General features: G+C 69.7%; 13 protein-coding genes. 6 read left to right on the top strand and 7 right to left on the bottom strand.

Annotated elements, in window-relative coordinates; translation table 11 throughout:
- Positions 1–16: 16 nt before the first annotated feature.
- Genes O4N75_RS05330 through O4N75_RS05320 form a run of 3 tightly spaced genes read right to left on the bottom strand, consistent with a single transcriptional unit; the run spans position 17 to position 2,997 of the window.
- Complete coding sequence (locus tag O4N75_RS05330) at positions 17–670, bottom strand: alpha/beta fold hydrolase (RefSeq protein ID WP_269628317.1); 654 nt, start codon at positions 668–670, stop codon at positions 17–19.
- Between the two features lie 2 nt (positions 671–672).
- Positions 673–2,007, bottom strand: coding sequence for a dihydroorotase (locus O4N75_RS05325; RefSeq protein ID WP_269628316.1), 1,335 nt, complete (start codon positions 2,005–2,007; stop codon positions 673–675).
- Between the two features lie 15 nt (positions 2,008–2,022).
- Positions 2,023–2,997, bottom strand: coding sequence for a glycosyltransferase family 9 protein (locus O4N75_RS05320; protein WP_269628315.1), 975 nt, complete (start codon positions 2,995–2,997; stop codon positions 2,023–2,025).
- A gap of 61 nt (positions 2,998–3,058) precedes the next feature.
- Here O4N75_RS05320 and O4N75_RS05315 point away from each other — a divergent pair, with 61 nt between their 5' ends.
- The gene (locus O4N75_RS05315; protein ID WP_269628313.1) at positions 3,059–3,859 is read left to right on the top strand and encodes a folate-binding protein YgfZ; all 801 of its coding nucleotides are present in this window, start codon (positions 3,059–3,061) and stop codon (positions 3,857–3,859) included.
- Between the two features lie 9 nt (positions 3,860–3,868).
- Here O4N75_RS05315 and O4N75_RS05310 read toward each other — a convergent pair whose 3' ends face one another.
- Positions 3,869–4,918, bottom strand: coding sequence for a helix-turn-helix domain-containing protein (locus O4N75_RS05310; protein ID WP_269628311.1), 1,050 nt, complete (start codon positions 4,916–4,918; stop codon positions 3,869–3,871).
- A gap of 81 nt (positions 4,919–4,999) precedes the next feature.
- Here O4N75_RS05310 and O4N75_RS05305 point away from each other — a divergent pair, with 81 nt between their 5' ends.
- On the top strand, positions 5,000–5,653 hold the full coding sequence (locus tag O4N75_RS05305; RefSeq protein ID WP_269628309.1) for a PEPxxWA-CTERM sorting domain-containing protein: 654 nt from the start codon (positions 5,000–5,002) through the stop codon (positions 5,651–5,653).
- A gap of 57 nt (positions 5,654–5,710) precedes the next feature.
- Here O4N75_RS05305 and O4N75_RS05300 read toward each other — a convergent pair whose 3' ends face one another.
- The 3 genes from O4N75_RS05300 to O4N75_RS05290 all read right to left on the bottom strand — a co-directional run bounded on the left by O4N75_RS05300 (position 5,711) and on the right by O4N75_RS05290 (position 9,837).
- Complete coding sequence (locus tag O4N75_RS05300; protein ID WP_269628308.1) at positions 5,711–6,583, bottom strand: alpha/beta hydrolase; 873 nt, start codon at positions 6,581–6,583, stop codon at positions 5,711–5,713.
- Positions 6,584–6,609: 26 nt separating this feature from the next.
- On the bottom strand, positions 6,610–7,140 hold the full coding sequence (locus tag O4N75_RS05295) for a dihydrofolate reductase family protein (RefSeq protein WP_269628307.1): 531 nt from the start codon (positions 7,138–7,140) through the stop codon (positions 6,610–6,612).
- Between the two features lie 201 nt (positions 7,141–7,341).
- Positions 7,342–9,837, bottom strand: coding sequence for a hypothetical protein (locus O4N75_RS05290; protein ID WP_269628306.1), 2,496 nt, complete (start codon positions 9,835–9,837; stop codon positions 7,342–7,344).
- A gap of 287 nt (positions 9,838–10,124) precedes the next feature.
- Between O4N75_RS05290 and O4N75_RS05285 the strand changes: the two genes are divergently transcribed.
- The 4 genes from O4N75_RS05285 (at position 10,125) to O4N75_RS05270 (ending at position 13,617) form a co-directional block, all read left to right on the top strand.
- Positions 10,125–10,715 carry a DNA-3-methyladenine glycosylase I gene (locus O4N75_RS05285; RefSeq protein ID WP_267234314.1) on the top strand — a complete coding sequence of 197 codons (591 nt, stop codon included), beginning with the start codon at positions 10,125–10,127 and terminating at the stop codon, positions 10,713–10,715.
- 1 nt (position 10,716) lies between these two features.
- Positions 10,717–11,343, top strand: coding sequence for a ribonuclease HII (locus O4N75_RS05280; protein WP_269628304.1), 627 nt, complete (start codon positions 10,717–10,719; stop codon positions 11,341–11,343).
- A 50-nt stretch (positions 11,344–11,393) separates the two neighbouring features.
- Positions 11,394–12,446: a DUF2332 family protein gene (locus O4N75_RS05275; RefSeq protein WP_269628303.1), complete on the top strand. Its 1,053-nt coding sequence runs from the start codon at positions 11,394–11,396 to the stop codon at positions 12,444–12,446.
- Between the two features lie 88 nt (positions 12,447–12,534).
- Entirely contained in the window at positions 12,535–13,617 is a 1,083-nt protein-coding gene (locus O4N75_RS05270; RefSeq protein ID WP_269628302.1) for a site-specific DNA-methyltransferase, read from the top strand.
- The last annotated feature ends 2 nt before the right edge of the window (positions 13,618–13,619 follow it).

The following is a 13,619-nucleotide window of genomic DNA, read 5'->3' as shown; positions in this document are numbered from 1 at the left end:
TCGCGCCCTGCGGGAACTAAGGCGTAAAGCGGCCGTCCTGCAGGAAGGCGGCGACCTGGTTCTGCACCAGGCCCGAGCGGACCATGAAGGTGTGGCCGGCCCGCACCGTCAGGAAATCGGCCATTTCCGGCAGCCGTGTGCTCGCAACGCTCACCTTGCCGTCGTTGGGCCGCCCGCCGAAGCAGCCGGCGAACCACGGCTCGTAGTTCCGGGTGCCGGCGATCACCCCGACCTCCAGCGGCAAGGGCCGGGCGAAGGCCATCGGCTCGCGCGTCCCCAGGGCCTGGCCGGCGGGGCCCAGCGCGCGCCGGAACCACCAATGGTGCTTCAGCTCGTCGGCGATCTCGCTGCCGCCGTTGGGCGGCCCCAGCATCACCGCCCGCCCGGCCTCGGGAACCTCATGGTCCTGGAAGTAGCCGCGCAGCAGCAGCCCGCCGAGCGAGTGGGTCACGAAATGGATGCGCGTGGCCCGCGCCCGCCGGCAGCGGGCGATGTCCTGCTCGACGCCGGCCGCCGCAGCCTCGATGCTGAGCCGCGTCGAAGGGTAGCTGCGGGCGACCACCGTATAGCCGCGCCGGCTCAGATCACGGCCGATCGGGGCCATCGAGGCGGCGCTGCGCCCCAGCCCGTGGAGCAGCACCACGCATTCGCCCGGCGGCGCCGTCGGCATGCCTACCCGCCCAGGGTCTCGGCGAAGCGCACCGGCTGACCAATGCTCGGGGCGACCAGCTCGTCGTCGCGCATCACCACCGTGCCGCGGATGATCGTCGCGGTCGGCCAGCCCTTGGCCTCGAAGCCGTCGAACGGGGTCCAGCCGACGCGGGTGGCCATGTCCTCGTGCTTGATCGTGCGGCGGGCCTTCATGTCGACGACGGTGATGTCGGCGTCGTAGCCGACCGCCAGCCGGCCCTTGTCGGCCATGCCGAACACCCGGTTGGCGCCATGGCTGGTCAGGTCGACGAACCGCTCCAGGCTGAGGCGGCCCTCGTTCACGTGGGTCAGCATCACCGGCACCAGGGTCTGCACCCCCGGCATGCCCGACGGCGAGGCCGGATAGGGCCGGGCCTTCTCGTCCTTGGTGTGCGGCGCGTGGTCCGAGCCCAGCACGTCGGCGATCCCCGCCGCGATCCCGTGCCACAGCCCGGCCTGGTGATAGGCGTTGCGGATCGGCGGGTTCATCTGGGCATAGCCCTTCAGCCGCTCATAGGCTTCCGGCGCGGTCAGGGTCAGGTGCTGCGGCGTGACCTCGACGCTGGCCACGTCCTTGTGCAGCGCCAGGAACTCGATTTCCTCGCGCGTCGTCACGTGCAGCACGTGGATGCGCTTGCCCAGCGCCTTGGCGATCCGCACCAGCCGGTGGGTGGATTCGAGCGCCGAGGCGGCGTCGCGCACCTCCTCGTGACTGGTCCAGTCGCCGGTGCGGGCCAGCGGCCGGCGCTCGGCCAGCCGGTATTCGTCCTCGGAGTGGAACGCCGCGCGGCGGTTCACATGGCGCAGCACCTGCTCGATGCCCTCGTCGTCCTGCACCAGCAGGCTGCCGGTCGAGGCGCCCATGAACACCTTGATCCCGCAGCAGCCGGGCAGCCGCTCCAGCTCGCCCAGGAACTGCGCGTTCTCATGCGTGCCGCCGACATAGAAGGCGTGGTCGGTGTGCATCCGGCCGGCGGCGCGATGCAGCTTGTCGGCCAGGGCGTCCGGGTCGGTGGTGGTCGGCTCGGTGTTCGGCATCTCGAACACCGCCACGACCCCGCCCATCGCCGCGGCGCGCGATCCGGTCTCCAGGTCTTCCTTCCACTCCAGGCCCGGCTCGCGGAAATGCACCTGGGTGTCGATCACGCCGGGCAACACGGTCAGGCCCTTGGCGTCGAACACCTGCCCGGCGCTGGCTTGGCTGAGGTCGCCGATCTCGACGATCTTGCCCGCCCGCACGCCGACGTCGGCTAGGCCGCGGCCGGCATGGTTCACCACCTCGCCGCCCCTCACGATGAGGTCGAAGGTCTCGGGCATGTTGCGTCTCTGGGCTTAACTGGCTTTGGAACTGGTTTGGGCGAGCAGGTCCCGGGCGGCGTTGGTCACCCAATCCACCGGCAGGTCCATCATGTGACAGAGCGCCTGCGAGAGCCCTGGGTCAACCTCGCGGATCTGGTCCAGGCTGCGAATGCCGCGCACGATCCGCGTATTCTCGCCCCACGGCCCATAGAGCTTGTCGTCCGAGGGGCCGAACAGCCCGATGGTCGGGGTCCCGGCCGCAGCGGCCATGTGCATCAGCCCGCTGTCGTTGCCGATGAACAGTTGGGCGCGCTTCAGGCATGCGTAGCTGGCCAGCAGTTCGACCTTGCCGGCCAGGTCGATGGTCCGCTCGCGCGGGACCACGTTGCGCAGCGCCGCGACCGCCTGGCTGTCGTCCGGTCCGCCCAGCAGCATCAACCGCCCGCCGGCCATCGGCCCGCCCAGCAACTGGATCGCAACTTGCGCGAAGCGTTCGGCCGGCCAGGTCTTGCCGACCCAGTTGGCGGCCGGCGCCATGGCCAGGATCGGCCCCTTGCCGGCGGTCAGTTCGTCGGCATAGGCCTCGGTCGCCGCAGAGGTGAACAGGTACGGGGCCGGCGGCTCGTCCTCGATCTTCAGCAGCCGCGCGGCCTCGATCACCTTGTGGACCCCGCCGCCGGAGCCGCGCTTGTACACCGCCCGCCGCTCGCGGCGCAGGAACTGCGAGATCGCCGAACCGCGCAGGTCGACGATCAGCCCCCATTTGCGATGCCGCACCTCGCGCCACAGCTTCAGCCAGTGGCCGCCGTTCTTGGCCTTCTCCAGCACGATCAGGCGGTCGAGATGCGGGACCTCGGCGAACAGCGGCGCGGCCGCCTTGCCGGCGACGATCGTGAAGCGCGCGTTCGGAACCTCGTCCAGCAATCGTTTGATCAGGCCGGACGACAGCACCGCGTCGCCGATCCGGGTCGCGGTGATGAACAGAATCGGGAAGGACCCGTGCGCCATCGTCCTTCTATAGGGCTCCTGACGCTGGCGCTCCACCCGCGCAGCCCTTAACTCCTGTTCCATGTCGACGCAGCCCCCGATCGCAGCCCTGTCCAGCCGAGCCCTGATCGCCGTCTCGGGCGAGGATTGGCGCAGTTTCCTGCACGGCCTCATCACCCAGGACGTCGAGACCCTCGCGCCCGGCGAGGTGCGGTTCGGCGCTCTCCTGAACCCCCAGGGGCGGCTTTTGTTCGATCTGTTCGTGGTCGGACGGGACGACGGCGCCTTCCTCGATGTCGAACGGGCCAGCCGCGAGGCTCTCATCCTGCGGCTGACCATGTACCGCCTGCGCGCCAAGGTGCAGATCGCCGCCGACGAGACCCCGGTGCTCGCCGCCTGGGGCGACGATCCCGGTCACGGCTGGGCGCCCGACCCGCGGCTGGCCGCGCTCGGCTGGCGCGGCTACGGCCTCGAGGCCGCGCCGACCGCCGATGAAGCCGCCTACGACGCCCACCGCTTGGCGCTCGGCGTGCCAGGCCCCGCAGACTGGGGCGTCGAGCAGACCTACCCGATCGAGGCCAACTTCGACCTGCTGCACGGCATCGACTTCCACAAGGGCTGCTTCATCGGCCAGGAAACCACCTCGCGCATGAAGCGCCGCGGCCAGATCAAGAACCGCATGCTGCCGCTCGCCTTCGACGGCCCGCCCCCCGCCGCCGGCGCCGAACTCCTGCAGGGCGGCGAACGCCGCGCCGGCGAAGTGCTGTCCGGCCAGGGAACCCGCGCCATCGCCCTCGTCCGCCTCGACCGCCTCGAAGGCGCCCTCACCGCCGACGGCCAACCCGCCCGCGCCGAAAAGCCGGACTGGCTGGAAGCCGACTAGAGCGCCGGCTCAGCCGACGGCTCTGCCGGTGCGCCGGTCCCACACGTCCATCATCGCGCGCGCGGCATGCTCCCGGAGCATGGCGCGGTCGTCCTCGCTAGCCGAGAGCACGGCGTCGGGCGGCATTGCGAAGCGCTCGTTGAAGGCCTGGAACAGCCGCGTCCGGCCGACATAGCCGCAGCGCGCGGCGATCTCGCCAAGCGGGAGATGGTCGTCCGACGTCAACAGGATCCAGGCGTTCTGCAGGCGCCGGTCGTTGATGAAGCGGGTGACGCCGCCGTACGGGGCGAAGGCGCGGTAGAGGGTGGCGCGCGAGACGTCGAGCCGCGCCGCGATCCAGGCCGGCGACAAGGCCGGTTCGCTCAGGTGGTCGTCGACCAGCGCCTCGGCCATGGCCTTGAGCGCCGGTGGCGCGTGCCGGGCGCGCCTGACGTCGGTCAGCGCCATGCCCAGCATCTCTATCGCCGCGCGCAACACCAGCGAGCCCTGCGCCTGGGTCATTTCCGGCGCGTCCTCGCAGAGGCAGGCCAGCGTGCTGGCGATCACGCGGGCCAGCGGGTGGTCGCCGCGGATTTCCGCGCAGTGAAGATCGAGGTGGCGCAGGGGCTCGGGCAGCGCCCCACGGGCCATGACCATCATAATCGCCGCATAGTCGGCCTCCGTCACCGTGGCCGCATGCGCCAGGTCGAGGACGAGGATGTCCCCGGCGCGCAGGCGCCGGCCGGACCGCGTCGGCTGCACGTCGAGCGCGCCGTCCTCGACCACATAGACGAACAGCTGGTCCGCGCCGGTGGCGGCGATGAGCTCGTCGTCTCGCGTCAGCGTCATCCGGCCGCGCAGCTTCGAGCGCGAGACGACCGCTTCCGGCAGCACGAAGGCGTCGGCGGAAAAGGCGAAGTCCGGCTGTTCCGCCATCCGGGCCGGATCGACGGAAAAGGCGAACGCCACGGACTGCGCGAGGCGGTGCGCAAAGTCCAGCCGCGCCTCGCCCGGCAGGAGCGCGTGGCGAACGCGCGGGATGGGCTGGCCCAGCACGAGCTCGCCTCCGGACGCGTTCATGACTCTTTCCATCGGAATCGAATGGCCCAGCTTTCCGGCTCCGGCCAACTATTTTCCGTCGGATGAGACAGATCGCGGCAATTGGCTGCTTCGCTGAGACGCCCCGAGCCTTTTCGCAGTTTCTGCGCGGGCCAGTGCTGGTCCACTGATGCGGACAGGGACACGGCCGCCGGCGCCGAGCGCCACTACAAAGCCGGGCGCGGCCCGCCAGGGAGGAAACCTATGCAGAAATTGAAATCGACGGTCGCGGCGGCGTTCGCCGCGATGATGTTGGCGTTCCCCTCGACCTCGGCGAACGCGGCCACGCTCTTGGACGGCGTCACCCTGCACAACCTTTCGATCGGCGGTGCGAAGTACGATGTCACGTTCACCGGCGACGCCTTCGACGGAAACCTTACCTTCAACACGCGCGCGCAAGCCATCGAGGCGCTGGCCGCCATCCTCGCCAGTTCCGAGTTCCAGGCGTTCTTCCCGTACGAAGAATTCGCGGGCGTGCTGGTTCCGCATGCCGCCGATGAAAGGGGCTTCTACGCTGAAATCGCGGGAGGATGGATGCCCCCTGACGGCTACGGGGTTCCAAACGGATTCCCCTGGTCGGAGCAGGGTTACACCCTGGCCACCTTCGCCCCGACGAGCGCCGTCCCCGAGCCGGCGACCTGGGCGATGATGATCGCCGGCTTCGGCGTTGTCGGCGTCGCCGTTCGGCGCCGCAGGGCGGCGGCGCTCGCCGCCTGACCCGGCATGCAAATGGCGCCGGCTTCCTCGGCGCTCTTCATCCGCCGCCCCGCCACGTCACCCGCTAAGCAAAAACCCCCGCAGCGCCGCCAGCGTCTCGGCGGGTTTCTCCTCGGCCAGGAAGTGCCCGGCCCCCTCGATCGCCTGGCCGCGCAGGTCCTCGCACCAGGGCCGCCAGACCTCCAGCACATCGTACCAGTGGCCGACCGCCCCCTTGGCGCCCCACAGCACCTGGGTCGGCGCCGCGATCTTCTTCACCCCGCGGTCGGCCTCGTCGGCGGCGACGTCATAGGTCGCCCCGGCGCGGTAGTCCTCGCACATCGCATGGATCACCGCCGGGTCGGCCAGGGCCTGCACATAGTCGGCATAGGCGGCCGGCTCGAAATAGGTCGCGCCCTGGGCGATGCGGAAGGCGAAATGCACCGGGTCGGCGGCGATGAAGTGCTCGGGGAACGGATGGGCCTGGGCCAGGAAGCTCCAGTGCCAGTAGCCCAGCGCGAACCGCCGGTCGGCCAACCGCCAGACGTCGGCGGTCGGGATGATGTCGAGGATGCTCAGCTTGCGGACCGCCTGCGGCGTATCCAGCGCCAGCCGATAGGCGGTGCGCCCGCCGCGGTCGTGGCCGACCATGTCGAACCGCGCGAACCCCAGGATTCTCATCAGCGCCACGACGTCGCGCGCCATCGCCCGCTTCGAATAGGGCTCGTGGTCCGGCGTCGTCGGCGGTCCCGAGCTGCCGCCGTAGCCGCGCAGGTCCGGGGCCACCACAGTGAAGTCCTTGGCCAGCTCGCCGGCGATCTGGCCCCACATCATGTGCGTCTGCGGATAGCCGTGCAGCAGCAGGAGCGGCGGCCCCGAACCGCCGATCCGAAACCGCAGCACCGCCTCGCCGGTGCTCACCCGCTCGAGCTTGAAACCGTCAAAGGCCATGGCGCACTCCTTCGTACCCTAACTGGTCACGCCGGGACGTAGGTCAACCGGATCGCGTCCGGCCCGATCCGCTCGTGCGCCACCAGGCGCAGCCGCGGCCGCGGGCCGACGAAGTAGGGACTGCCGTCGCCCAGCACGACCGGGTGCAGATAGATCCGATAGGCGTCGATCAGCCCGAGCTCGCCCAGGCTCTTGGCCAGCACCGGGCCGCCGACCTCGATCTCGCCCGGATACTCGGCTTTCACCTTGCGCAGCACGGCCTCGAAGTCCTCGCCGACCAGGGTTGCGTTCGGCCCGACCTCGGTCAGCGAGCGCGACACCACCCACTTGTGCTGCGCCCGCCAGGCCCGCGCGAAGTCGTGCTCCGCCGCGCTCCAGCCCCCGTCGTCTTCGTCCCAGTAGCGCATCAGCTCATAGAGACCGCGCCCGTAGATCGCGCCGGTTTGCTCGCGCGCCTGCTCGACGAAGTGCTGGAACAGCGCCGGATCGGGCGCGAACCGCATGTGGTCGACATAGCCGTCCAGCGACTGGTTCATGCCAAAGACGAGCCTGGCCATGGGCGGTCTCCCTTGCTGGGTCCGCACCATGACCGACTTTTGCCCGCCTGCGTAGCGGGAGGACGGCGATCGCAATTCCTCCCCCGCTGGGGGAGGTGGATCGACGCGCAGCATCGAGACGGAGGGGGCTTGCTGAGTCAGAAGCCCCCTTCAGTCGGCCATTCGGCCCGACAGCTCCCCCAGCGGGGGAGCAATCGGCCCCTAGAAGAACAGCTTGCGCACCGTGAACTTCACCGAGCGGCCGACCGGGTCCAGCAGGTCCGGCTGGTAGCTGATCGGCGTGGTCCCCTGCGGAGTCTTCACGTCCTGGCGCTCGTCGAACAGGTTGTCGACCGACAGGGTGGCGCGCATGCCGCGCAGCCACTTCTGCTCGCGGGCGATCGGCTGCATGCCCAGGTCCGCGAACAGCCGCAGGTTCACGGTCGTCAGGTCCGAGAACTCCAGGTCGTCCGCCGCGGTCAGGCCGACGACCTTGGTCGCGCTCTGCCACTTGGCGTTCGCCGCTACGCCGAGGCCCCCGCGGGTGTAGTTGGCCTGCAGGTCGACCTGGTGGCGCGGCGAGCCTCCGCCCGAGCCCAGCGCCCCGCCGTCCAGCAGGTCTAGGGTCGGCACGCCCGGCCGGATCTCCACTTCGTCCTTGAACGCCACGGTGTGATAGAGCCCGAACTGGAACACGCCGTTGCGCGGGCCGCCGGGCCCGAAGCCGCCCATGCGCGGGCCGCCGCCGCCCGGACCGCCGAAGCCGCCGCCCATGCCGCCGCCGGGCGGCGGACCCTCGCCAGGCGGCGGACCGTCCGGCGGGCCCTCCCCTTGGCGCTGGCCCTGAGTCTGCTGACCTTGGGCCTGCTGACCTTGGGCTTGTCGCCCCTGACCTTGCTGGCCCTGAGCCTGCTGGGTCTGCTGCGCCTGCCGCTCGGCCTGGAACCGCTGGCGCATCGCCGTGATCTGCTCCGGGGTCGGCTGCGGGCCGACCGGGCGCGAATAGGTGAAGCCGTAGCGCAGCTCGTCGCGCGACTGCCGCGCGAAGTTCACCGGCCGCGCGTCGATCAACGTCAGTTCGCCGGCCGCGTTGCGCACGAAGCGGTCGGGGAACGCCGCCTCGATCTGGGTCGAGGCCGACGGGAAGGCGGCGATCGCGTCGTCGGTGCGGGTCGAGACGTAGTTGGCCTGGAAGTTCAGGTTGACCTTGTCCCAGGGCTTGTAGGTCACCCCGAGCTTGAAGGTGTCGCGCTGGCTGGCGTCCAGGGTCGAGAGGCCGCCGCTGACGCGGGTCACCTCGACGGTCTGGCCGGTCTGGAAGTCGAACACCCGCACGCCCGGCGTCGCGGTCAGCGGGTCGCCCAGTTGGTTCATGGTCGGAGCCTGGTCCGTGCGCGTGAACGAGGCCAGCACCCGCAGCGGCTTGATCGGGGTCCAGTTCAGGCCGCCGCCGAGCGTCTGCAGGTCGCCGAAATCCGAAAGGTTCTGGTAGCCGAGGTTCACATTGGCCGACAGCTTGCCCAGATGCTCGCCCAGCCCCTCGCCGGCGCGGATCAGCGGCACGTCGAAATTGGCCTGCAGCTGGCCGATGTTACGGTCCAGGGTATTGGAGGTGGACACCCCCAAGCGGTCGGCCTCGCTCTCGAACCGGGTGGCCGAGGCCCGCGCGGTCAGGGTCGTGCTGACCTTGCCGGCCGGCAACTCCCAGAGCGCGCGGTTCAGCACGATGTCGGACTGCGCCGTCGTGGTCGTGCTCTTGCTGCGGTCGGTATAGGGCACGCCGCTGAAGTCGCGGTCGGTCGAGGACTTGGCGACGTCCTGGGTCAGCCCGCCGGTGTACGACCATTGCCAGCCGCCATAGGCGCCGGCCGCGGCGGCGGCGAGCCGTCCCGACGTGGTCTCCGAGCGGCGAAGCAGCGCGTCGTCCGAGAACGGCGACAGGCCGAGCTTGCCCTGGCTGTCGGTGAAGTCGAGCCCGGCGTTGATGGTGCCGTTGACGCCCTCGCCCAGCGGCCGCGCATAGACGCCGTTCAACGACAGGGCGGTGGTGTCCGAGGTCAGGGTGCGCAGGTCGCCCTCGCCGCCCTCGATGTCGCGGTCGCCCTCGTAGATCGGCTGGGTGTCGGTCAGCCGCGCGTCCAGCATCAGCCGCTGACCGCGCAGGATGTTCAGCACCGAGCCATGCGCCATGGCGCTCTGGCCGCCGCCGTCCTGCGTCGGGGTCGAGCCCGAGGCCTCGGCGAGGGTGGCCTTGAAACGCTGGCGCAGCACGAAGTTCACGACCTTCTGGTCGGCCGGGTAGCCGTACTTCAGCGACACCTCTTCGGGCAGGATGTCGACCCGCGCGATCGCCTCGGTCGGCAGGTCGCGGATCTCGGCGAAGCCGGTGACGCGACCGCCGTTGATCAGCACCACCGGCCGCCCGCCCGAACCCTGGCCGCTCGTCAGCTGCGGCGCCAGCGCGTCGAGCAGGTCGGTGACGCTGGCCGCGCCATAGGCCCGGATCTCGCGCGGCGAGATCGACAGCTCCGGAGTGATGTCGCCGATCACCGAGCCCGGCAGATTACGGGCGCCGGCCACGACCACCAGTTCCTCGACCTCCGTCTCCTGGTCATGCTCGTCGGTCTGAGCCAGCGCGCCGCCAGCGCAGAGCGTGGCCGCCGCGACCCCGCACAGCAGGCGGTCGGCGAAACGGTGTCGAGAAGGCGATGAACTCACGAGGTACGATCCAGTCATTGGGGAGGATGGAGGCGTGCGACGAACTGCCCCCATCCTCCTGAACGGGGGATGAGGAAGTTTCCGTCGCTCTTGTTGCGGCCGTTCGTCAGGACCGACAAAAACCTGCCGTGCGCCGATAGACGCCGATAGACATTGAAACGCCCGCGACAAACCGCGCCCTGGCGCAGCTATCGGCGGCTTGCTGCAAGATCGGCGGCGAAACCTGCCGATAGGCCCTCTATCGGCAGGCTTGTGACGCTCCCTGCCGAAAGCCAAGACTGCGCTCCATGACCGGCGACCTGATTCGATGCGGCTGGCGCGGCATGGCCGGCGACCCGCTCTACGAGGCCTATCACGACAGCGAGTGGGGCGTGCCCGAGTACGATTCCCGCGCGCTGTGGGAAAAGCTCGTGCTCGACGGCTTCCAGGCCGGGCTCGCCTGGATCACGATCCTGCGAAAGCGCGACGCCTTCCGCGAGGCCTTCGCCGGCTTCGACCCCGACGTCGTCGCCCGCTTCGGCGAGGCCGAGCGCGCGGCCCTGATGGCCAATCCCGGCATCGTCCGCTCGAACGCCAAGATCGACGCGGCCATCGCCGGCGCGCGGATCTATCTCGACATGCGCGAGCAGGGCGAGGACTTCAGCCAGTTCATCTGGAGCTTCACCAACGGCCGCGTGGTCCAGAACCAGTGGAGCGAGATCGGCCAGGTCCCGGCCCAGACCCGCGTCGCCGAGGAGATGTCCAAGGCCTTGAAAGCCAAGGGTTTCAAATTCGTCGGCCCGGTGATCGTCTACGCCTTCATGCAGGCTGTCGGCGTCGTCAACGACCACCTGACCTGCTGCCACCGCCACGAACAAGTCAAACGGCTGGTGCGTTAGTATGCCCGACATGATGCTCGAACTGGCCTGTCCGACGGGCCCCGTCTGCGGGGTGGACGAGGCCGGCCGCGGCCCCTGGGCCGGACCGGTCAGCGCCGGCGCGGTGATCCTCGATCCGGACCGCGTGCCCGCCGGCCTCAACGACTCGAAGAAGCTCAGCGCCAAGGCCCGCGACGCCCTGGAGCTGGAGATCAAGCAGAGCGCGCTGGCCTGGGGCGTCGGCTTCGCCAGCGTCGACGAGATCGACGAGCTGAACATCCTGCACGCCACCGGCCTGGCCATGCGCCGCGCCGTCGAGGCGCTGGCCATCGCCCCGGCCTTCGCCCTGGTGGACGGCAACTACAAGTTCAAATTGCCCTGCGAAATCAAGACCGTGGTCAAGGGCGACTCGATCAGCGCCTCGATCGCCGCGGCCTCGATCCTGGCCAAGACCGCCCGCGACCGGCTGATGGTCGAGATGGACGGCCTCTATCCCGGCTACGGCTTCGCCGGCCACAAGGGCTACCACGCCCAGGTCCATGTCGAGGCGCTGCGGACCCTCGGCCCCTGCCCGATCCACCGCCGAGGCTGGGAGCCGATCCGCCTGGCCCTGATCGAGCGCGGCGAGATCGTCGACGTCGTCGATTGATCCATTGAATCAAGATTGACGCCCCGGCCCCGCGGACCGATCGCGGGGACATGGACAGCGCCCTCGCCCCCTCGCTCCGACTGCAGGCCAAGGCCTGCCTGGCCCTCGGCTCGCCCCTTCACGCCGGGGTGCTGGACCTCGCCGCCGATGACCTGGAGGCTGGCGGGCCGACCGCCCGCCTGCTCGCCCCCTGGACCGGTCAGGACCTGCGCGCCCTGATGGCCGCGGCCGTCCCGCTGCGACTGCTGGGGGCCCTGCACGACCTGGTGCTAAGCGGCGAGGATCCCGCCCTCGCCGACGCCTATCCCCAGCCTGGCAAGGCTTTCGACGCCGGGTCCGCCTGGCGCCAGGCCCGCCGCGCGATGGCCCAGCACGGCGACCGCCTCGCCGCCTTCATGGACCACGAGCCGCAGACCAACGAGGTCCGCCGCTCGGCGGCCCTGCTCGGCGGCTTCCTGACTGTGGCCCGCGAGACCGGCCTGCCGCTGCGCTGTTTCGAGATCGCCGCCAGCGCCGGCCTCAACCTTTCCTGGGACCGCTATCGCTACGATCTTTCGGGTTCCGCCTGGGGGCCGGACAGCCCGGTCCTGCTGCCCTCTGACTGGTCCGGCGCCTTGCCGCCGCTGGACGCCCAGGTCCGCGTCGTTCATCGCCAGGCCTGCGACCGCCGTCCGGTGGACCTTAAGGACCCCGTGCAACGCCGACGTCTGGTAGCCTATGTCTGGCCCGATCAGTTCGACCGGCTGGAGCGAATTCGCGCAGCGATCGACGTCGCGCTGGCCAACGACGTAAACGTCGAGGCGGCCGACGCCGTCGACTGGACCGCACGGTCGGCGCGCCCGTCTCCGGGCGCCGCGACGGTGATCTACCACTCGGTGTTCTGGCAATACATGCCCGCCGTGAGCCAAGCCGCGCTACGCCAAGCCATTGAATATCTTGGCGCCTCAGCCACGAACGACGCCCCGCTCGCCTGGCTGCGCATGGAGCCCCCGCCCGAGAACACGGCGATCATGGAGGTGCGGCTTACGATATGGCCCGGCGGCGAAGAGCGGATCCTGGCGGTTGTTCATGCCCACGGCGCCTCGGCCAGGTGGACCGGTTAACCAAGATCAACAGCCGTTAACCACGTTCGGTAAAGCCGCGTTCACCACGAGGACTCAGGATTCTGACTCCGGACATCGAGGTGAGCTTATGGGCGTTCAGGCCGACACGATCATTCACGGCGACTGCATCGAGGAGCTGAAGAAGCTGCCTGCGAAGTCGGTCGACCTGGTCTTCGCCGACCCGCCCTACAACCTCCAGCTCGGCGGCGAACTGCTGCGTCCCGACAACTCCAAGGTCGACGCCGTCGATGACCACTGGGACCAGTTCGAGAGCTTCGCGGCCTACGACAAGTTCACCCGCGAGTGGCTGACCGAGTGCCGCCGGGTGCTCAAGGACGACGGCGCCCTCTGGGTGATCGGCAGCTATCACAACATCTTCCGGGTCGGCGTCGCCTTGCAGGACCTGGGGTTCTGGCTGCTGAACGACATCGTCTGGCGCAAGACCAACCCGATGCCGAACTTCAAGGGCACCCGGTTCACCAACGCCCACGAGACCCTGATCTGGGCCGCCAAGGGCCGCGGCTCGCGCCGCTACACCTTCAACTACGACGCCATGAAAATGGCCAACGACGACGTCCAGATGCGCTCGGACTGGACCTTCCCGCTGTGCACCGGCGAGGAGCGCCTGAAGGACGAAAACGGCGCCAAGGCCCATCCGACCCAGAAGCCTGAAGCGCTGCTGCATCGCGTGATTTTGTCGTCGACCAAGCCCGGCGATGTGATCCTCGACCCGTTCTTCGGCACCGGCACCACCGGCGCGGCCGCCAAGCGCCTGGGCCGCCGCTACATCGGCCTGGAGCAGGACGAGAAGTACGTCGCCCTGGCCAAGGACCGCATCTCGAAGATCGTCCCCATCGCCCCCGGCGACCTGGAGGTCACCGGCTCCAAGAAGTCCGAACCGCGCGTGCCGTTCGGCCAGGTGCTGGAAGCGGGCCTGCTCAGCCCCGGCGACGCGCTCTACTGCCCCAAGGGCGAACGCATGGCCCGCGTGCGCGCCGACGGCAGCCTGGTGGTCGGCGACCTCTCCGGCTCGATCCACAAGGTCGGCGCCATGGTCCAGTCGGCTCCGGCCTGCAACGGCTGGACCTACTGGCACTTCAAGTCCGACAAGGGCTTGGCCCCCATCGACGTGCTGCGCGCCAAGATCCGCTCGGCGATGCCGCAGGCCTGAGG

The organism is Phenylobacterium sp. NIBR 498073 (assembly GCF_027286305.1).
Taxonomy (GTDB): domain Bacteria; phylum Pseudomonadota; class Alphaproteobacteria; order Caulobacterales; family Caulobacteraceae; genus Phenylobacterium.
Note: the sequence above shows the minus strand (reverse complement) of the source record. Positions and strands in the feature narration are given on the sequence as shown.

Bases quoted from the DNA above. Each gene is read 5' to 3' on its own strand.
- O4N75_RS05330 (WP_269628317.1), bottom strand. From the start codon at position 670: ATGCCGACGGCGCCGCCGGGCGAATGCGTGGTGCTGCTCCACGGGCTG.
- O4N75_RS05325 (WP_269628316.1), bottom strand. From the start codon at position 2,007: ATGCCCGAGACCTTCGACCTCATCGTGAGGGGCGGCGAGGTGGTGAAC.
- O4N75_RS05320 (WP_269628315.1), bottom strand. From the start codon at position 2,997: ATGGCGCACGGGTCCTTCCCGATTCTGTTCATCACCGCGACCCGGATC.
- O4N75_RS05315 (WP_269628313.1), top strand. From the start codon at position 3,059: ATGTCGACGCAGCCCCCGATCGCAGCCCTGTCCAGCCGAGCCCTGATC.
- O4N75_RS05310 (WP_269628311.1), bottom strand. From the start codon at position 4,918: ATGAACGCGTCCGGAGGCGAGCTCGTGCTGGGCCAGCCCATCCCGCGC.
- O4N75_RS05300 (WP_269628308.1), bottom strand. From the start codon at position 6,583: ATGGCCTTTGACGGTTTCAAGCTCGAGCGGGTGAGCACCGGCGAGGCG.
- O4N75_RS05295 (WP_269628307.1), bottom strand. From the start codon at position 7,140: ATGGCCAGGCTCGTCTTTGGCATGAACCAGTCGCTGGACGGCTATGTC.
- O4N75_RS05285 (WP_267234314.1), top strand. From the start codon at position 10,125: ATGACCGGCGACCTGATTCGATGCGGCTGGCGCGGCATGGCCGGCGAC.
- O4N75_RS05280 (WP_269628304.1), top strand. From the start codon at position 10,717: ATGCCCGACATGATGCTCGAACTGGCCTGTCCGACGGGCCCCGTCTGC.
- O4N75_RS05275 (WP_269628303.1), top strand. From the start codon at position 11,394: ATGGACAGCGCCCTCGCCCCCTCGCTCCGACTGCAGGCCAAGGCCTGC.
- O4N75_RS05270 (WP_269628302.1), top strand. From the start codon at position 12,535: ATGGGCGTTCAGGCCGACACGATCATTCACGGCGACTGCATCGAGGAG.